This is a genomic window from Gordonia soli NBRC 108243, from assembly GCF_000334455.1.
GTDB lineage: Bacteria > Actinomycetota > Actinomycetes > Mycobacteriales > Mycobacteriaceae > Gordonia > Gordonia soli.
Genome location: NZ_BANX01000011.1, coordinates 34164 through 53299 on the forward strand (window position 1 = coordinate 34164; position 19136 = coordinate 53299).

Here is a 19136-nt window from a genome sequence, read left to right on the forward strand (position 1 = left end):
GCGACACCGTCCATCCGACCGACCGGTCGGCGCGAGGATCTCGTGTTCCTCAGCGTGTCGCGTCACCGACCGGAGACAGGTCGGACAGACGCCAATTCCCGTCGACCTTACTCATGGTTGCCCACCGTGCGACAGGGGTTCGTTCCACTGATTCGGATACGGCCACACCCGGTCTGGGCACCCGCACCTGTTGGTCGGCCGTCACCAACACAAGGGCCCGCGCGGACTCGAATCCGCCGACACCCGATGCCACGATCGTGACCGTCATACTCGCTCGCGCAGCGACTGCACCGGGGAGCACGACGTCGGGCCCCTGCGTCGCGAAATCCGATGCCAGGCGGCCGGTGAGCAGCCGTGCGGTCGCCTGCCGCTGCATCGGCGGCTCGGCCGGACCGAAGGTCATGAGCGCGGTGACGGATGCATCGGCTGCGGCGAGTATCGCTCGGCGGGTGTCGTCGTCAGGCCGGGGGCGGGCGCGATCCGCACCCAAGGCTGCGACGACCGCGACGACCAGTGCGACCACGATGACGCAGAGTCCGGCCGCCCAGACACGGCGGCGAGTCGTCGACCAGCGGCCCACACCGTCCCGCACGCCGTTGCGCCGTCCACGAAGGGGATTCACGGCAACCTCGCCTGACCGACCAGCCACCGGCCGTCTGCGCGGACCATCGTCACCTCGACGGTGACCCGGCGCGCCGACAGGTCACCGCCCACCAGTTCGGGGTTGGTCGCCTCGGCCACCAGCAGAACCCGCGCGGTGGCGCCGTCATCGGGTTCGACCGGCGGGTCGTCGACCGAACCGGCATCGACGACCCTGCCGGTACTGGGGGCGGCCTGCCTGCTGATCTCGGCTGCCAATTCGGTGCGTACCGCGGTCAATCGGCTGCGCTGGTCTCCGACGCTCACGGAGATCACACGGTCCAAGTAGGCCTCCGGATCGGTCGGGTCCGCGGTCAGCATCGTGGTCATCGCGGCCGATGCAGCGATGAGGACCTCGGCACGTGCGGCCCGGGCCCGTTCGGCAGCGGCGGCGTCCGAACCGGCCAGGCCACCGACGACGCCCGCCGCGGTCAGCACGACGAGGAGAGCGGCGAGGGCGGCGTACAGGAGTCGGGTACGGCGCACGGCGCGCTGCCGGATGAGATCAGCGGCGGCGACCCGGGCATCGCGGTGTGCGCGGACGGCCTCGCCGTGGCGTCGTTCTGCGCGTTCGATGGTCGGTGCGTCCCCGATGGTCGAGCGGTCGGTCATCCGATCACGTCCAGACGGTCGAGGAGCCAACGTCCATCACGCAGTGTGAATCCGGCGTCGACGGTCTGTTCGTCGCGGGTCTCCGTACCGGTCACCGGTCGCGTGACCACCTCGGCCCGCGCGACCACCGCACCCTCGGCGTCGTCGACATCGGTGATGCCGACGACGAGGGGGGTCCATCTCACCGCCGCGATCCCGGCGGCAGGGGGCCTGGTCAGCTCCGCGGCGTATCGCACTGCGAACTCACCGGCGATGGCCGATCGCGCACGTGCGCGATCGGCTTCCCAATGGGCGCGGTCCACCGAGAACACCTGCGCGAGTATCGGTCCGGCCTGCTCACGGAGGGAGTCCCGGTTGTCCGTCGCTCGGTCGGCCGACCGAGCGGACGATACCGCGACGGCTGTCACCACGCCGACCACGATCGTGACGACCACGGCGACCACACAGACCGCCACCGCCGTCCGCGCGGTGATCGCGCGTGATGTGCTGGACGCTCGCCGAGCGGCGGCCGGTGCTCTCGAGGTCATGGGAGGTACTGCACCGCTGCGAGTTTCAACACGCCGCCCTCCGGGGTGACGACCACGCGTAACCGGAATCGGCGGTCGCCGCGCGCCGCGTCGCCGGCGGTCGGCCCGCCGCCGCTGAATCGCACGTCGGCGACGACGATGACCTCCGCCGACTCGCCTGCTCGCGCTGCGACACCGGTCCCGGTGACCGCGCCGGCGGCGACGGTGCCGTTCTGCCGGACGAATTCGGTGTAACCGTCGGCGGACTGGGCGAACTCGTCGGCGAAGCTGCCGGTCGCCCCGGCAAGCACCCGGCGAGCCCGATCAGGCCGTCCGACATCGGGACTCAACAGCAACGAGACCCGGTCCGCAGCGGCCCGTCGATAATCGGCATCGGAATAGGCGGACCGCGCGCCCAGCCATCCGGCGACCACCACCACCGCCAGCGCCAACGCCGCGCAGATCGCGACGGCCAGCAGGATCGTGGGGGCACGCCCGGGAGCCGGCATCCGCCCCTCGGCGATCCGCGCGGATCGGAGCTCGTCGGTGGCGTCGCGCAGTTCCCTGCGCGACGCACGCAACTGCGACCATCGCGGGTCCCGCGCCATCACCGACCTCCCGTACATCCGCAGTCGACGATACGTCGATCCGATGGGCCCACCCTAGCGACGCGGCGCCACCGGTCGGTGCATCATGCGACGCGGCGCCACCGGTCGGTGCATCATGCGACGCGGCGCCACCGGTCGGTGCATCATGCGACGCGGCGCCACCGGTCGGTGCATCATGCGACGCGGCGCCGCCGGTCGGTGCATCATGCGTCCCCGCGAATCCGATCGGCGTACTCCGATCGCTGCGCGATGTCGTAGTCGAGGAACATCGTGTCCAGCTTGGTGATCCTCCGCGTGGATCGCTTCATCGCCTGCGGCAACATCGGATTCGCATGCACCCAGGCCATCGAGCGAGGCGCCGTCACCCTCGTACGCGGCCGGGCGATGACCGCCAGGACCTGGCCGGACACCTCCTCGGGACCGACCGTCTGGATGAAGACATTGGTCCGGATCCCGGAGATCAGACCGGTCCGGGTGAAGGTCGGGAGGACCGTCGACACGCGGACGCCGGTGCCCGCGAGTTCGGCGTCCACCGCCTCGGAGAACTCGATCGCACCGGCCTTGGCCGCGTTGTAGATCGTGAGTCCGGGCATGGGCAGTCGGCCGGCGACCGAAGCGATGTTCACCACCTGACCGTGTCCGCGTGCGACCATGCGTCGCGCGGCGAGTTGGGTGCCGAGGACGACACTCACCAGATCGATGTCGACCGTGCGCCGGATGATCGTGTCGTCGTAGTCCAGGAATGCCCCGACCGGCATGATCCCGGCGTTGTTGATCAGCACGTCGATCGGACCGAGCCGCTCCTCGACGTCGTCGAGGAAGGTGCTGAAGGACCTTCGGTCGGTGACGTCCAGGCCGAATCCGTCGACACCGAGATCGGCGGCCGCCTTGCCGACCGCATCCTGGTCGACATCGCCGATGGCGACGCGCGCACCGGCCGCCAAGAGGTCGGTCGCGGTGTGCAGACCGATCCCCCGCGCTCCGCCGGTCACGGCGACGACTTTGTCGCGCAACGCATCTCTCACTGCAGCGCGATCCGGTGTACGGCTCAACCTGGTGCGCAGACCCATCTCGACTCCTTCGACATATGACCGGCGACCGCGACCCCTCGATCACGCGCTCGCCGGCGGTGGTACGGCTACCAGATCATCGGAGCCAGGAACTTGGTGGCGAAGGCCCGCACCACCTCGGGACGTTGTCGCTCGGGGTCCGACGCCGGCACCTCGAGGAACGAGATGACCAGCCGCACATGGACCTCCACAGCCTCGAGCAGGTCCTCCGCCGGCATCTCGGCACCTGCCGCACGCAGTGTCGCGGCCACGCGATCGGTGACCATGTCGATGAACAGTGCGGTCACCGAGGACGTGATGCCCTTCATCTCTGCATCGGTCAGCACCAGGCGACGCATCAGGGGGTCCTCGGAGACCATCTCGGCACCCGTCGCGAACGCCTCGACCAGCGCCTCCCGCGGGCCCAGCCCCTGCGCAGCCTGCTCGAGCCGCTTCATCCCGCGCTCGTAGAGCTGGTTGGCGACGGCGAGCAGCAGCGCCTCCTTGTTCGGGAAGCGTCGGTACAGGGTGCTGCGGCTCACCCCGGCCCGGGCCGCCACCTCGTCGACATTGGCGCGCCGTACGCCGGCCGCGGTGAACTCGACCGCGGCCGCGGCGAGGATCGCCGCTTCCTGATCCTCCGGACTGGCGGTGTTGCGAGCCTTGCGCGGTGCGCGCGCGAGCCTGTTGGTGCTCACAATCGCCGAACCGTCACGGGCAGTTTGTCCTTCGGGACCGGCAGCGAGCTGTAGTCCATCGGGACCTCGTAGTCGTCGGGAACCGACCACTCGTATGAGCGCACCAGGTGGTGCATGATCGTCTTGATCTCCATCTGGCCAAAATACAACCCGATGCACTTGTGGACCCCGCCGCCGAAGGGCATCCACGCCATCCGGTGGCCCTTGTCCTCGGCACGCTCTTTCGTGAAGCGCTCCGGATCGAAGACATCGGGATGGGTGTAGAACTCCGGATCGCGATGGTTCGCGAGCTGCGGCACCGCCACCATGCTGCCCTTGGGGACGTAAAAACCCTGCACCTGAGTGTCCTTGATCGCCATCCTCGGTTGGGCTGGGACCGGCGGACACATCCGCAGCGATTCCTTCATGATGAGGTCGACGGCCTCGAGTCTGCCCAGATCGTCGTACCCCAGTTCGGGATTCAGCGTCGACGACTCGTCGCGAGCGCGCTGCTGCCACTCAGGGGCCTTGGCCATGCGATAGGCCATCTGGGTCATCGTGATCGTCGAGGTGTCGTGCGCGGCCATCAGGACGAAGATCATGTGGTTCACCACGTCCTCGTCGGTGAACCGATGCCCCTCCTCGCTCGCGGCATGGCACAGCACCGAGAACAGGTCCGGTGTCTCGCGCGCCCGCTTCGCGGGGATGTTCGCGTAGAAGAACTCCTCGAGGACTGCGCGCGCACGGAGCCCCTTGCGCCACCGGCCGCCGGGAACCGGCTTGCGGACATAGGCGGTCCCGGCACGCACGGTGTCCATGAAGGCCCGGTTCAGCTTGTCCGCCTCCGCTTTCGGCAGCTCGACACCGAGGAACACCTCGAGGGCGACGTCCAGGGTGAGGGCCTTGAACTCGTCGAACATCGTCACGCGGCCGGTCGGGAAGCGCGTTCGGACCTGCTCGGCGATCATCGGCTGCATCGCTTGCATGTAGCCCTTGAGGACCGTCGGCGTGAAGGCCTGTTGCAGGATGTGCCGGTGGTGCCGGTGCTCCTCGAAGTCGAGGAGCATCACACCGCGATTGAAGAACGGCCCGATGAGATATGTCCACGCGGGACCGTTGGCGAAGGCCCGGTCCTTGTTCATCAGGATCTCGTTCGCCGCGCGGGGACCTTGCGCGATGACCATCTGGACACCGAGTGCGTTGAGTCCGGACACCTTGCCGAAACGTGCCAGCCGCTCGTCGGCGAAGGCGAACGGATCACGGCGCATCGACATCATCTCGAGGATGCCGTTGCGGTCGGCGCACGGTACGTCGCGCAGTCCACTGTCCGCCGGTGCATGAGCAACCACTGAGGTCATCGGGGTCTCCTTCGCGTGCTCCGGCAGCGCGCCGGAGGTGTGATCCCGGTCGCAGCCGACTCTATTGGAACAGATTCTGCAAAATGTTTCTAGATGCGGGCTCGGACAGTACCGCATGCACGCGGGTGAGGCGATCGCGCCACCACCGGTCACGATCCGGATCGACCGTCGGCAGATCGTCGTGGACGGCGTCGCCGCCGTCGGCGAACCAGCGGGGCGCAAGAGAGCCGTCGACGGGTGACACCGGATCGGCGACATCGCGTACGAACAGCGAGCCGGTCCCCAGACCACAGGCGTGGTCGAGTGTCGGGAGTGCCGCCGCGGCAGCGAGTCCGGCCGCGATCCCCACTGCGGAGTCGAGCGCGCTCGACACCACCACCGGCAGGCCGATCTGGTCGGCGAGGCGCAGCGTCGCCCGCATCCCTCCGAGCGGAGCAACCTTCAGCACCGCGACGTCGGCGGCGTCCGCGGCCACCACGCGGAGCGGATCCTCGGCCTTTCGAATCGACTCGTCCGCCGCGATCGGGACGTCGACGGCCCGGCGGACGGCGGCCAGCTCCGCCACGGTCGCGCACGGCTGTTCGACGTACTCCACCTCGCCGATCGCCCGAATCGCGGCGATCGCGTCGTCGACCGACCACCCACCGTTCGCGTCCACCCGCACCCGCGGGATCAACTCTCGCGCCGCGGCGACCCGCGCCACGTCGTCGTCGAGCGACTGACCGCGTTCGGCGACCTTGACCTTGGCGGTGTCGGCACCCGGGTAACGAGCCAGCACCGCGGCGACCTCGGACGCCGGGACAGCGGGAACAGTCGCGTTGATGCGGACCGAATCCCGTCGCGCGGGTGGCGGTCCGAGGTGTGCTGCCTCGATGCCGGCCGCGAGCCAGGCCGCGGCCTCGAAATCGCCGTACTCGACGAACGGCCCGAACTCCCCCCACCCGGCCGGTCCGCGGATGATCATCGTCTCGCGCTCGGTGAGCCCACGGAACCTGGTGCGCATCGGCAATCGCACCACCACGGCCGCGTCCAGCAACTCGGCGACGGTGGGCAGTTCGGGTCGGGACGGTTCAGGTCGGGACATGGGCATCCGGGCTCCTCGGTCTCGTCGTGGGTGCGGCCTGCGGGTGTCGGACCAGCGGTCATCGAGTTTGGAACAAATGTTTCGTTTCGTTCCAAACTCGGTTACGCTGCCCACATGTCAGTGAACCAGGGTTACGACCAGGGCATTCGCGAGGCGCAGCCGATAGTCGTCGACGACGATCCGGACACCGCGGCAGATTTACCCTCGCCGCGACTCGGCGCCGACTCGCTGGTGTGGAAGTTCTACGGCGACAGCCGCGGACTGCTGGGGTTCCAGCGTCTGGCCGGCACCGAGAACTGCATCGAGCAGCTCGGCCAGGGCGTGCTCGACCACTCGATCATCTTCGACGACTTCATCGGCCGGGCCAGGCGCACCGGCCCGCCGGTGATGCGCACGGTCTACAGCGCCGAACCGCAGAAGTGGGGTCGGACCGTCCGAGACTTCCATCGGGACATCAAGGGCACGATCAGTGACGGCTCGCGCTACCACGCCCTCAACCCGGAGTTGTTCTACTGGGCGCACGCGACCTTCGTCGACCAGGTCCTCTACGTGACCGACACCTTCATCCGACGGCTGAGCCACTCCGAGAAGGAACAGATCTTCGAGGAGAGCAAGGTCTGGTACGAGCTCTACGGTGTGTCGGCGCGCAGTCAGCCACAGACCTACGACGAGTTCGTCGCCTATTGGGACGACATGCTCGACCGCTTCGTCCCACACAAGACGATCGTCTACGCCACCGGTTACATCCGGAAGGGCGTGCCCCGCCCGAAGAAGGTCCCCGCTCCGGTGTGGAAGGTACTCTCGGTACCGCTCGACGCCTTCATCCGCACCGTGGTCGTCGGCACCCTGCCACAGCAGATGCGCGACGTGTGCGACCTCGAGTGGGATGACCGCAAGGAGAAGAACTTCCAGCGGTTCGCGGCGTTTATGCGCACGCTCAATCCGGTGATCAACCGGCTCCCGCTGAAGTGGTTGTATGTCCCGTGGGCGTATCAGGCCTGGCGGGAGGTCGGCGTCGATCCGCGGCCGCTGCACAACAAGGCCGCGAGCTGACGACTGCGCCTTTCCACCGAACCGCTGCCGCTAACGCGTGGCCTGCCCGAGGAACCCACTCACCAGCTCGGCGAACCGCGTCGACCGGTCACGGTGCACGCTGTGCCCGGCGTCGACGACCTCGAGACGACCGTCGGGCAACTCCTCGGCGAGGATCTGTAGTACCTCGACCGGCAGGAAGCTCCGACGCCCGCCGGAGATGATCAACGTCGGCGCCGCCACGCCGGACAGCGACATCCACCACGCCGGGTCGGCGACGTCGAACTGTCGGGTCACCAGCTCTGCCATCGCGCGATCGAACCGGAGGAACGGGGCCGGATCGCCGATGAGCGCGGCGACACCCCTCAGGCGCTCGAGCACCCCGGCGCCGATGGTCACCGGGTCGGCGAGGTCCGCGGCGTCCCGCGGCATCGGCGGTATCTCTTCGAGCACCATGCGCCGCACTCGGGTCGGCCGAGCGGCCGCCATCCGTAACGCCGCGTGCGCGCCGAGCGAGTGCGCGACGACGTCGACCGGTCCGTCGGCGATCTCGTCGACGACGTGGCCGAGGTCGGCGGCGAACTCGTCGAGAAAGTATGTGGGGGTCCGAGCGCTGCGTCCGTGGCCGCGGAGATCCACCGCGATCAGCGCGCGGTCCTGGGCGCGCAGTCGTGCGGCGGTCCGACGCCAGGTGGTGTGATCACCACCCATGCCGTGGACCAGCAGGATCGAGGGCAGGCCGTCCGGAGTCGGCGTACCCGACGTCCGGACGGCGATGTCGATGTCGCCGCCGTCGGTGGGGCGACGGTGGATCTGCACCCTCTGACGGTAGGCCGCAGTCCTGGGCCGGTGCCGCTCGACCCCGAGTCCGGCTTCGCGGGGCCCGTCAGATCGAATCGAGGATGCGCTGTCGGGCGGCCGCGTACTCCACGTCGGAGATCGACCCTGCGATCCGCAGGTCCTCGAGTTCGGCCAGGCGCACCCCGAGAGACCGGTTGTCGGCGGTCGAGGTGGGCGGACCGGTAGGTGTGGACGTGACGGAGTTCGAAGGCGGTGGCGTCTGGGCCGGGCCGGCCGCGGCGCCTCGTGCCGACGCGTACGACCGCACCACGTTCATCACCGCGGCGCGCGCTTCCGGGTTGGAGCGCAGGTCGACCGTCCCGAGGTTCTCCGACACCCCGTGCGCACGCAGGATCTCCAGGATCTTGGACAGCGGCTCGGCCTGGCCCGTCAGGTCGTAGGTACGACCGTCCTCGCTCGAGGTGAACTGCGCCGGGACCGATCCGGAGAGCAGAGCCGTTCCCTGCCAGTCGATCTCGAAGTCGTTCGAGTCGGGGTCGACGAGGACCGACAGACGTCGCGAGTGCAGCAGGGGCTGCTGGAAGATCGGGACGACCATCCGCTTCTCGGTCTCGAACGCGACGATCTCGTCACCGTGGATGCGCAGACGCAATTTCATCAGCGGCTGGTCGTTGATCTGGATGTTCGTCTGCTCGATTCCGAGGACGTCGGCGACGCCGACCCTCCCGACAGCCCTCAGGCGAGACGTCTTCACCTGTCCCGAGTATCCGGCGAACGCGATGCCGAACGCGATGACCACATCGAGGAGAGTGATACCGAGACCGGTCCAGAGCATCCACTCGATGCCCGGCTGGTCGACCACGAAGTACGCGACCAGGAAGATCGGTCCGACGATCCCGCACAGCATCACGAACGCGAACGTCTTGAGGAACGACCACAGGAACCCGGGCGTCCGCGGTCCCGTACCCGCCTCGCCGAACATCGTCATGAGCAGTGATGATAGATCGCCGCCGGTGAACGGCACAGGTCGAATCGGTGGTTCGGATGCCGACCCCGGTGCACAGTGGCACACTCTCGCTTCATACGAGCACGTCGAGGCTCACCTGCGAGAGGCACGGCCATGGACGAGATCGCCCACCGGCAGCCAAGGATGGCGCGCACGTTGCTGGCGCTCGCGACCGTCGGCGTCGTGGCGCTGACGGGTGGTGGCGTGGTCGCGGGCGTTGCGGCCGCGGCGCCCGGGACCGGTTCACTGGACTTGGGCGCACCCCTCGGGACACCACAGGTCACCGAACCCTGTGGGCTCGACACCGACTCGGACGGCCTGTGGCTCAAGGTGAAGGATGCGACTGTCAAGACCCCCAAGGCAGGCAATCGGGTGGAGCCGGTCCCCACCCAACCCACGAGGCTGTACGCGGTCCGCAACGGCAACGACCCCGGCGGTCCGGAGGACAAACTGCTGCTGCCCGTCGATCGTGTGGCCGGAATCGAATGCCACCTTGCGTGGAGCACGTCGTTTCCGAATCTGTGGTCGGTCGCATGGACCGAGGCGAAGAAGGAACTACCGGCCAATGCCGACGTCGTGCTGGGCATCAATTCTCAGACCACCCGGCGACTGCATCAGATGCACATCCACATGACGCGCGTCTACGCACCGGCACGACAGGCGATCATCGCCGCCGACAAGGCGGGCAAGGTCGGTTCGGGCATCTCGGCGTGGAAGACGCACGATCCGATCGCGATCCCGGTCAAGAAGGACCCGACTCTGAAGGAACGACTGTTCCGGGTCGCGCGGGTGTCGAGTCTGCCGAACCTCTTCGAGTCACTCGAGAAGACGGTCGGCGCAGCAGCGATGCCGAACCAGATGATCGCGGTCATCGGAGCACCGGGCGGCGGCTACTACGTGCTGAGCAGCGACTCCGGGATTCCCCACGGGGGAACGTCGACGACGGATCACCTGTTCGCATTCGCCAGGTGACCCTGCCCCGATTCCGTAGTACGAACCGTCTCTCTCGGTCGATTCGTACCACCGAATCGGGCGGGGCAACAACGAAGGCGCCCGGCCACTTTCGTGACCGGGCGCCTGTGGTATTCGTCTAGATCAACTGACTACTTGTTGATCCGTGACGCAGGCCCGCACCCGAAGGACAACGCTCGCGCGCTCCTCCCGCGGGTGCGGGAAATCGTCACTACTTGTTGATCCGTGACGCAGGCCCGCACCCGAAGGACAACGCTCGCGCGCTCCTCCCGCGGGTGCGGGAAATCGTCACTACTTGTTGATCTTCGTGACGCGGCCGGCACCGACGGTGCGGCCACCCTCGCGGATGGCGAAGCGCAGACCCTCGTCCATGGCGACCGGCTGGATGAGCTTGACGCTCATCTCGGTGTTGTCGCCCGGAAGGACCATCTCGGTTCCCTCGGGGAGGGTCACGACGCCGGTCACGTCCGTGGTACGGAAGTAGAACTGCGGACGGTAGTTGTTGAAGAACGGGGTGTGACGACCACCCTCGTCCTTGCTCAGGATGTATGCCTGGCCCTCGAACTCCGTGTGCGGAGTCGTGGTGCCCGGCTTCACGATGACCTGACCACGCTCGACGTCCTCACGCTTGAGGCCGCGCAGCAGCAGACCGGCGTTGTCGCCCGCCTGTGCCGAGTCGAGCAGCTTGTGGAACATCTCGATACCGGTGACGGTGGTCTTGCTGCTCTTCTCGCGGATGCCGACGATCTCGACTTCCTCGTTCACGTTGACCTCGCCGCGCTCCACACGACCGGTGACCACGGTGCCGCGGCCGGTGATGGTGAAGACGTCCTCGACGGGCATCAGGAACGGCTTGTCGGTCTCGCGGACCGGGTCCGGGATCGACTCGTCGACGGCAGCCATGAGCTCCTCGACCGACTTGGTCCACTCGGGGTCACCCTCGAGGGCCTTCAGCGCCGAGACCTTGACGACCGGGGCATCCTCGTCGAACTCCTGGCCGGCCAGCAGTTCGCGGACCTCCATCTCGACGAGCTCGATGATCTCCTCGTCGTCGACCATGTCGGCCTTGTTCAGTGCGACCAGGATGTAGGGCACACCGACCTGACGAGCGAGCAGCACGTGCTCGCGGGTCTGCGGCATCGGACCGTCGGTGGCGGCGACCACGAGGATCGCGCCGTCCATCTGAGCCGCACCGGTGATCATGTTCTTGATGTAGTCGGCGTGACCGGGGGCATCGACGTGCGCGTAGTGGCGCTTGTCGGTCTCGTACTCCACGTGCGAGATGTTGATCGTGATGCCACGAGCCTTCTCTTCAGGAGCCTTGTCGATCTGATCGAACGCGAAGCTCTTGTTGAGTTCCGGGTACTTGTCGTGCAGCACCTTGGTGATCGCCGCGGTCAGGGTGGTCTTGCCGTGGTCGACGTGACCGATGGTGCCGATGTTCACGTGCGGCTTGGTCCGCTCGAACTTCGCCTTCGCCACTTTCCTTGTCCTCCTGGACTGTTGTTGCTCTACTGGGCGGATCCCAGCAGTGTTTTCTTCTTACGTTGCTGCGCCGAAGCGCCCCGCGAAAGCGGTCGACTATTCGCCAGTCGCCTTCGCGATGATCACGATTTCTCGACTCCGGATTCGCTCCGCTCCTCGGGCGCTGCGCGCCCTGCGATGCTCACTCACCCGTCGCCTTCGCGATGATCTCCTTCGACACGTTCGCGGGAACTTCCGCGTACGAGTCGAAGACCATGGAGTAGTTGGCTCGGCCCTGGGTCTTCGACCGGAGGTCTCCGATGTAGCCGAACATCTCCGACAGCGGCACCTGCGCCTTGACGACACGTGCACCACTGCGCTCCTCCATGGCCTGGATCTGGCCACGGCGGGAGTTCAAATCGCCGATCACGTCACCCATGTAGTCCTCCGGAGTCGTGACCTCGACGGCCATGATCGGCTCCAGGATGACCGGGCTGGCGATCCGGGCGGCTTCCTTGAGGGCCTGCGAGCCGGCGATCTTGAAGGCCATCTCCGAGGAGTCGACGTCGTGGTACTGACCGTCGAGCAGGGTGACCTTCAGGTTCACCAGCGGGTAGCCCGCCAGGACGCCGTACTGCATCGCGTCCTGCGCACCGGCATCCACCGAAGGGATGTACTCGCGCGGGACACGGCCACCGGTGACGGCATTGGCGAATTCGTAGGTCGCACCATCCTCGGCGTCCACGAGGGGCTCGAGCTTGATGATGACCTTGGCGAACTGGCCGGAACCACCGGTCTGCTTCTTGTGGGTGAACTCGTGCTTCTCGACCGTCTTTTTTATGGTCTCGCGGTACGCGACCTGCGGCTTGCCGACGTTGGCCTCGACCTTGAACTCGCGCTTCATGCGGTCGACCAGGATGTCGAGATGCAGCTCGCCCATGCCGCCGATGACGGTCTGGCCGGTCTCGTCGTCCAGTTGGACCGAGAAGGTCGGATCCTCTTCGGCCAGCTTCTGGATCGCGGTGCCCAGCTTCTCCTGGTCGGACTTGGTCTTCGGCTCGATCGAGACGTTGATGACCGGGTCCGGGAAGCTCATCGACTCCAGGACGATGGGGGCACTCGAGTCGCACAGGGTGTCACCGGTGGTGGTGTCCTTCAGTCCGATCATCGCGTAGATGTGGCCCGCGGTCGCGTCCTCGACCGGCATCTCCTTGTTGGCGTGCATCTGGAAGAGCTTTCCGATGCGCTCCTTCTTGCCCTTGGTCGCGTTGAGGACCTGGGTACCCGCGGTGATGTGCCCCGAGTAGACGCGGACGAAGGTCAGCTTGCCGAAGAACGGATGCGCGGCGATCTTGAACGCGAGAGCCGAGAACGGCTCGTCGGCGGACGGCTTGCGGGAGAGGATCTCCTCCTCGTTGCCGACCGCGTGACCCTCGACGGACGGGACGTCCAGCGGCGACGGCAGGTACGCGATGACCGCGTCCAGCATCGGCTGCACACCCTTGTTCTTGAACGCCGAGCCGCAGATCACCGGGTAGTACTCCCGGGCGATCGTGAGCTTGCGGATGGCGCCCTTGATCTCGTCGACGGAGAGCTCTTCGCCACCGAAGTACTTCTCCAGCAGGGCTTCATCGCTCTCGGCGACGGTCTCGAGCAGCTTCTCGCGGTACTCGGCGGCCTGATCGGCGAGATCGGCGGGGATCTCCTCGATCGTCGGCTCGGCACCGATCTGCACGGTGCCGCGCCACGTGATCGCCTTCTGCTCGATCAGGTCGACGACGCCGTCGAAATCGTCCTCTGCGCCGATCGGCAGCTGGAGGACCAGCGGCTTGGCACCGAGGCGCTCGGAGATGGTGCGCACGGTGAAGAAGAAGTCCGCACCGAGCTTGTCCATCTTGTTGACGAAGCAGATGCGCGGGACGTCGTACTTCTCCGCCTGGCGCCAGACCTGCTCGGACTGCGGCTCGACGCCTTCCTTGCCGTCGAAGACGGCGACGGCACCGTCGAGCACGCGGAGGCTGCGCTCCACCTCGACGGTGAAGTCGACGTGACCCGGGGTGTCGATGATGTTGATCTGGTTCTTGTTCCAGAAGCAGGTCACCGCAGCGGAGGTGATGGTGATGCCCCGCTCCTTCTCCTGCTCCATCCAGTCGGTGGTCGAGGCACCGTCGTGGGTTTCACCGATCTTGTAGTTCACACCGGTGTAGAAGAGGATTCGCTCGGTAGCGGTGGTCTTTCCGGCATCGATGTGCGCCATGATGCCGATGTTGCGAACCTGTCTCAGGTCGCTGAGCACTTCCTGTGCCACTTAATCGCCTCGCAATTTCGCTAGAGCTTGATGTTGATGATGATGGCGGGCCGGCCGGAGCACCGTTGCCCCGACCGACCCGTACAGGTCACCAGCGGTAGTGCGCGAACGCCCGGTTGGCCTCGGCCATCTTGTGGGTGTCCTCGCGACGCTTGACCGACGCGCCGAGGCCGTTGGAGGCATCGAGCAGCTCGTTGGCCAGGCGCTCGACCATGGTCTTCTCGCGGCGCTGACGGCTGAACGTCACCAGCCAGCGGAGTGCCAGCGTGTTGGCGCGACCGGGCTTGACCTCGATCGGCACCTGGTAGGTGGCGCCACCGACACGGCGGCTCTTGACCTCGAGCGTCGGCCGGACGTTGTCCAGTGCGCGCTTCAGGGTCACGACGGGATCGGTACCGGTCTTCTCACGAGCCTGCTCGAGAGCCTGGTAGACGATGCGCTCGGCGGTCGACTTCTTGCCGTCGAGCAGGATCTTGTTCACCAGCTGGGTGACGACGGGCGAACCGTAGACCGGGTCGCTGATCAGGGGGCGCTTGGGAGCGGGTCCTTTACGTGGCATGACTTATCAGTTCCCCTTCTTGGCGCCGTAGCGGCTGCGAGCCTGCTTGCGGTCCTTGACACCCTGGGTGTCCAGCGAGCCGCGGATGACCTTGTAGCGGACACCGGGGAGGTCCTTCACTCGACCACCGCGGACGAGCACCATCGAGTGCTCCTGCAGGTTGTGGCCTTCACCCGGGATGTAAGCGGTGACCTCGACGGAGCTGGTCAGGCGGACACGGGCCACCTTGCGCAGCGCGGAGTTCGGCTTCTTCGGGGTGGTGGTGTAGACGCGGGTGCACACGCCACGGCGCTGCGGGCTGCCCTTGAGGGCCGCGGTCTTGGTCTTCGCGGCCTTGTCGTGACGGCCCTTGCGGACCAGCTGGTTGATCGTTGGCACGTAAGTGTTTCTTCCTTTGTCGGCATGATGCCGTTCACGCCCGGTCCCTGGAGACCGCGTCGCGGCGGCGTCTTCTCTTGTTGTGTTGCGGTTGGTGCTCCGGGCAAGCGCCCAGGAACGGTCGAGCCGTTCCCAGTTGCTTCCACAACTCGCCCCACCAGCACGTAAGCGCCGGTCAGTACATATTTCGCTACCCCGAGGTCGGGTGTGTCGCATACCCGACGGCGGTATCGTCTGTCAGTCCGAATGCCTCGCTACGTGGCGAGGATTGCGAGAATCCTGCTTCACGAACACCGCGCGGGGCGATACCGAGGGCACGCGGACTGGCCCAGCATGTGCCGGGCACCGACGATCAACTCTACCGATCGAGTTTCTACAGGTCAAAAAACGGATCCCGAGGCAGTCGGGTCGGTGTCTGCCGGGTGAACCGACGATGAGCAGATGTGGTGTCAACGTCCCGGCGCCGCAATGTGTTCCCAGGTCGGAGGGCGGAAAAGAAGGCCTCGGGATCACTCCGGCGTCTGCGGCAGCTTCACAGTGACACTCCCCCGTGTGGCGGGATTCGACGGCGGTGGGACCACCGGACCGATGTCGCCGTCGGGCGCTTCGTCGAGGTCGACGATGACCGGGGCATGATCGCTGGGCTTGCTGCCCTTGCGTGCCTGCCGGTCGACCCACGCGGCCCGCGTCCGCTCGGCGACGGGCCCGCCGGCGAGGATGAGATCGATCCGCATCCCGAGGTCCTTGTGGAACATCCCCGCTCGGTAGTCCCAGTAGCTGAAGACCCGGTCGTCGGGCCAGCGCTCCCGCACGACGTCATGGAGGCCGAGGTCGATGAGTCCGGCGAGTGCCGCACGCTCGGGACCGGTCACGTGGGTGTGCCCGACGTAGGCGGCGGGGTCGAACACGTCGGCGTCGGCCGGAGCGATGTTCACGTCGCCGCAGAGCATCGTCGAGTCGGCGTCGGGCGCCACGACCTGCCGCAGTCGCTCGAGCCAGGCCAGTTTGTAGGTGTAGTGATCGGAGTCCGGTTCCCGACCGTTGGGGACGTACAGCGAGTGCACCCGCACCCCGCCGCAGATCGCCGAGACCGCCCGCGCCTCCGCCGGGGCATCGGGCTCGGGATAGCCGGGCGCGCCGTCGAATCCGCGGATCACGTCGTCGAGGCCGACGCGCGAGAGCAACGCCACGCCGTTCCACTGTCCCTGCCCGACGTGCACCGTCTCGTACCCGCGCTCGGCGAGGTCGGCGCCGAGCGCCTCCTCGAACGCCTCGTCCGACAGCTTCGTCTCCTGCAGACAGACGACGTCGGGTGCCCGCTGATCCAGCCAGGGCAGCAGCCGAGGGATACGTTGCTTGACCGAGTTCACGTTCCAGGTCGCGACGCGCATGGAATCAACCGTAGTCGGCGGGTCCGGCACACCGGCGCCATGACCACACGGCCCCACCAGTCCCACCGTCGGGCGTGGACACCTGCAGTTCGGCCTGTGCGGTTCCTTTTCGGCCGAACTCATGATTCACTCTGGTTGATTGACCTGGGTGACGTCTGGCTGGGGGGCCACGTCGCGTCGACGCTTCGGGGGGATCCGGAACGGCGATGACGCAGGTGAGCAGACCATCTCGCTGTGGGGGAAAAGAACAATGTCACGGTGTCGTCGCATCGTCATGTCCGCATTGGCCACCGTCCTGGCCGTCGCCGGAACCGTGTCGGCCGCGGGGGTCGCCGCTGCCGAGCCGTCGACCGACAGCGCCCGGGTCGCCGCCTCCGCGCGCATCCTCGCCGTGTCACACAGCACGCCCACCCGCGCCAAGCTCACCGTCTTCTCGGCGGCGATGGGCCGACCGGTGAACGTGAGCGTGCTGCTTCCCCGCGACCGCAGCAGGCCGCGGCCGACCCTGTATCTCCTCGATGGAATCGACGGCGGCGTCTACACCAACTACACGCAGAGCGGCTGGACCTACCAGACCGACATCGTGAAGTTCATGGCCGGGAAGAACGTCAACGTGGTGCTCCCGATCGGCGGCACGGCGTCGTACTACACCGACTGGCGCACCAAGGACCGCGTACTCGGCCTCAACCGCTGGGAGACGTTCCTGACCAAGGAACTGCCGCCCCTGATCGACAAGCGCTTCAACGGCAACGGGGTCAACGCGATCGGCGGCCTCTCGATGGGTGCGCTCGGCGCGATGTCCATCGCAGTCCGGCACCCGTCGCTGTACCGCGGGGTCGCGGCCTTCAGCGGCTGCCTCGATCAGGGCAACAGGGAGTTCCGCCAGGCGACCGCGTCATCGGTGGCGACCCGTGGCGGCAACCCCGACAACATGTGGGGCCCGCTGGGTGACGACCGATGGAATTCGCACGACCCTGCCTCGAGGGTCGCCGCCCTGCGCGGCAAGTCGGTCTACGTCGCGGTCGGTGACGGACTGCCCGACCCGGCACTCGGACTCGCGGGGCTGGCGTCCCCGGTCGGCGGAGTCCTGGAGGGTGTCGTGCTGCAGTGCACCCACGCCTTCAAGCGGCAGGCCGATCAGGCGGGCGTGAAGGTCACCTACGACTTCCGCAAGGGTCTGCACTCGTGGGGCTACTGGAACCAGGATCTCCACCGCGCCTGGCCGACTCTGGCCCGGGCCCTGAAGATCAGCTGATCCCGACCACCGGTGCGTCGGCCGCGCGGTCAGCGATCCCCGAGCACCTCGACGAGCTGATCTGACCAGGTGGCGACCACCAGTGCGCGTCGAGCGGAGTCGTCGGACAGTGTGTCGGCGAGCCCCAGTCCGCGCGCGAGGTCCAGTGTCACCTGGGCGAGGCGGTGGACCCGTTCGTCCTCGCCGGTCGGATCGAGTGCGAGCACCGTCATGCGGTGCGCCGCGCGCGCGAACTTCTCCTCCATCGGCAGGATCAGTTCGCGCAGAGTCGGGTCCGATGCCGCCGCGGCCCAGACCTGCAACGCGGCCTTGAACTCGGTGCCCGTGTAGATCGCCACGGCACGCTCGACCACCGCCCGGATCCGGTCCGGTCCGGGAGCCGGGAGGCCGCCGGGCCGCGCCGATGCCGACGTCGTCAACTCATCGAACATCTGCTCCAGGGCGGCCGTGATCAGGGCTTCCCGCGTCGGGAAGTGGTGTTGTGCTGCCCCGCGGGAGACACCGGCGTTCTCGGCCACCGCGGCAACGGTCGCCGCAGCCCACCCGTCGCGCGCCAGCACGTCGATGCACGACGACAACAGACGCTCACGGGTCAGTCGGGAACGCTCCTGCTGGGGTGCGCGGGCGATGGTCACGACGACGCATTCTGCGTGATGTCCCAGCGCGGCGCACGTTTGGCCAGAAAGGCCGACATCCCCTCTCGCGCCTCGTCCGAGGCGAACAACTCGGCCGACTCACCCGCACGCTGTTTCGCGTACCGCGTGAAGTCGGCCAGCACGTCGGCGGTGGTGAGCGCCTTCGACGCGGCCAGTCCCTGCGGTGACGCCTTTCGGATTCCGGCCAACGCCTGCTCGACCGCTGCGTCGACGGCTCCGCTGTCGCCGACCGCCTCACTCAGCAGACCGGACTCCACCGCGGTGAGCGGACCGAAGGTCTCCCCGGTGATGAAGTACCGGCCGACTGCCCGCGAGCCGAGCTTCGGCAACAACACCAGTGAGATCACCGACGGCGCCAGCCCGAGCCGGGCCTCGGTCAGCGCAAAGGTGCACGCCGGACCGCCGATGGCGATGTCCGCGGCACCGAGCAGTCCGAAACCTCCGGCCCGGACGTGACCGTCGACCTTGGCGATCACCGGCTTCGGCAACTCCAAGATGGTCCGCATCAGGTCGAGCATGGCCGTGGTGCCCGCGGCCGAGGCCTCCTCGACGCTCGCGCCGCGGCGCAGCGCCTCGCCGAGATCGGCACCTGCACAGAATGTCCCACCTGCGTGGGTGAGGACCACCGCCCGCACGTCGGGGTCGGACTCGGCTCGCCGGAGCCCAGCCAACAGCTGGGCGACGAGAGCCTCACCGAGCGCATTTCGGTTGTTCGGGGAGTCGAGGGTCAGGGTGAGGACCCCCGCCTCGGCGTCGACGTGGACGACTTCGGTCATCGGCG

20 protein-coding genes are annotated in these 19136 nt (G+C 67.4%); 3 read left to right on the plus strand and 17 right to left on the minus strand.

Features of this window, described 5'->3' with window-relative positions; genetic code table 11:
- Window positions 1–49: 49 nt before the first annotated feature.
- The 8 genes from GS4_RS07875 to GS4_RS07910 all read right to left on the minus strand — a co-directional run bounded on the left by GS4_RS07875 (window position 50) and on the right by GS4_RS07910 (window position 6539).
- A complete protein-coding gene (locus tag GS4_RS07875; RefSeq protein WP_007619299.1) occupies window positions 50–622 on the minus strand; it encodes a hypothetical protein in 573 nt (190 codons plus the stop codon).
- A complete protein-coding gene (locus tag GS4_RS07880) occupies window positions 619–1251 on the minus strand; it encodes a hypothetical protein (protein WP_007619300.1) in 633 nt (210 codons plus the stop codon). The genes GS4_RS07875 and GS4_RS07880 overlap by 4 nt, the downstream gene beginning before the upstream one ends.
- Entirely contained in the window at window positions 1248–1778 is a 531-nt protein-coding gene (locus GS4_RS07885) for a hypothetical protein (protein WP_051989661.1), read from the minus strand. Before GS4_RS07885 ends, GS4_RS07880 begins: the two co-directional genes overlap by 4 nt.
- Complete coding sequence (locus GS4_RS07890; RefSeq protein ID WP_007619302.1) at window positions 1775–2365, minus strand: Rv1363c family protein; 591 nt, start codon at window positions 2363–2365, stop codon at window positions 1775–1777. The genes GS4_RS07885 and GS4_RS07890 overlap by 4 nt, the downstream gene beginning before the upstream one ends.
- 203 nt (window positions 2366–2568) lie before the next feature.
- Window positions 2569–3435 (minus strand): SDR family oxidoreductase, encoded by an 867-nt coding sequence (locus GS4_RS07895; RefSeq protein ID WP_007619304.1) that lies wholly within the window; start codon window positions 3433–3435, stop codon window positions 2569–2571.
- Window positions 3436–3503: 68 nt separating this feature from the next.
- Entirely contained in the window at window positions 3504–4112 is a 609-nt protein-coding gene (locus GS4_RS07900; protein WP_007619310.1) for a TetR/AcrR family transcriptional regulator, read from the minus strand.
- A complete protein-coding gene (locus tag GS4_RS07905) occupies window positions 4109–5449 on the minus strand; it encodes a cytochrome P450 (protein WP_007619311.1) in 1341 nt (446 codons plus the stop codon). Before GS4_RS07905 ends, GS4_RS07900 begins: the two co-directional genes overlap by 4 nt.
- A gap of 61 nt (window positions 5450–5510) precedes the next feature.
- Window positions 5511–6539, minus strand: a complete 1029-nt coding sequence (locus tag GS4_RS07910) for an o-succinylbenzoate synthase (RefSeq protein ID WP_007619312.1) — start codon at window positions 6537–6539, stop codon at window positions 5511–5513.
- Between the two features lie 108 nt (window positions 6540–6647).
- On the opposite strand from GS4_RS07910, the gene GS4_RS07915 reads away from it, so the two are divergent.
- A complete protein-coding gene (locus tag GS4_RS07915; protein WP_007619313.1) occupies window positions 6648–7586 on the plus strand; it encodes an oxygenase MpaB family protein in 939 nt (312 codons plus the stop codon).
- A 30-nt stretch (window positions 7587–7616) separates the two neighbouring features.
- On the opposite strand, the gene GS4_RS07920 is transcribed toward GS4_RS07915, so the two are convergent.
- Together GS4_RS07920 and GS4_RS07925 are read right to left on the minus strand one after the other, a co-directional pair.
- Window positions 7617–8384 (minus strand): alpha/beta fold hydrolase, encoded by a 768-nt coding sequence (locus tag GS4_RS07920; protein ID WP_007619314.1) that lies wholly within the window; start codon window positions 8382–8384, stop codon window positions 7617–7619.
- A 67-nt stretch (window positions 8385–8451) separates the two neighbouring features.
- The gene (locus GS4_RS07925; protein WP_157226554.1) at window positions 8452–9354 is read right to left on the minus strand and encodes an SHOCT domain-containing protein; all 903 of its coding nucleotides are present in this window, start codon (window positions 9352–9354) and stop codon (window positions 8452–8454) included.
- Window positions 9355–9486: 132 nt separating this feature from the next.
- Here GS4_RS07925 and GS4_RS07930 point away from each other — a divergent pair, with 132 nt between their 5' ends.
- Complete coding sequence (locus GS4_RS07930) at window positions 9487–10344, plus strand: CDP-diacylglycerol diphosphatase (protein ID WP_040509904.1); 858 nt, start codon at window positions 9487–9489, stop codon at window positions 10342–10344.
- A gap of 291 nt (window positions 10345–10635) precedes the next feature.
- Here GS4_RS07930 and tuf read toward each other — a convergent pair whose 3' ends face one another.
- The 5 genes from tuf to GS4_RS07955 form a co-directional block, all read right to left on the minus strand.
- Window positions 10636–11826 carry an elongation factor Tu gene (gene tuf, locus GS4_RS07935; protein WP_007619320.1) on the minus strand — a complete coding sequence of 397 codons (1191 nt, stop codon included), beginning with the start codon at window positions 11824–11826 and terminating at the stop codon, window positions 10636–10638.
- Between the two features lie 184 nt (window positions 11827–12010).
- Window positions 12011–14116 (minus strand): elongation factor G, encoded by a 2106-nt coding sequence (gene fusA / locus GS4_RS07940; protein WP_007619322.1) that lies wholly within the window; start codon window positions 14114–14116, stop codon window positions 12011–12013.
- An 88-nt stretch (window positions 14117–14204) separates the two neighbouring features.
- Window positions 14205–14675, minus strand: coding sequence for a 30S ribosomal protein S7 (gene rpsG / locus GS4_RS07945; RefSeq protein ID WP_007619324.1), 471 nt, complete (start codon window positions 14673–14675; stop codon window positions 14205–14207).
- A gap of 6 nt (window positions 14676–14681) precedes the next feature.
- Window positions 14682–15053 (minus strand): 30S ribosomal protein S12, encoded by a 372-nt coding sequence (gene rpsL, locus GS4_RS07950; protein ID WP_007619326.1) that lies wholly within the window; start codon window positions 15051–15053, stop codon window positions 14682–14684.
- Between the two features lie 509 nt (window positions 15054–15562).
- Window positions 15563–16444 carry an exodeoxyribonuclease III gene (locus GS4_RS07955; RefSeq protein ID WP_007619328.1) on the minus strand — a complete coding sequence of 294 codons (882 nt, stop codon included), beginning with the start codon at window positions 16442–16444 and terminating at the stop codon, window positions 15563–15565.
- A gap of 250 nt (window positions 16445–16694) precedes the next feature.
- Between GS4_RS07955 and GS4_RS07960 the strand changes: the two genes are divergently transcribed.
- Entirely contained in the window at window positions 16695–17699 is a 1005-nt protein-coding gene (locus GS4_RS07960) for an alpha/beta hydrolase (RefSeq protein ID WP_007619330.1), read from the plus strand.
- A 29-nt stretch (window positions 17700–17728) separates the two neighbouring features.
- Here GS4_RS07960 and GS4_RS07965 read toward each other — a convergent pair whose 3' ends face one another.
- Together GS4_RS07965 and GS4_RS07970 are read right to left on the minus strand one after the other, a co-directional pair.
- On the minus strand, window positions 17729–18334 hold the full coding sequence (locus GS4_RS07965; protein WP_007619332.1) for a TetR/AcrR family transcriptional regulator: 606 nt from the start codon (window positions 18332–18334) through the stop codon (window positions 17729–17731).
- The gene (locus tag GS4_RS07970) at window positions 18331–19131 is read right to left on the minus strand and encodes an enoyl-CoA hydratase family protein (RefSeq protein ID WP_007619335.1); all 801 of its coding nucleotides are present in this window, start codon (window positions 19129–19131) and stop codon (window positions 18331–18333) included. The genes GS4_RS07965 and GS4_RS07970 overlap by 4 nt, the downstream gene beginning before the upstream one ends.
- Window positions 19132–19136: the final 5 nt, after the last annotated feature.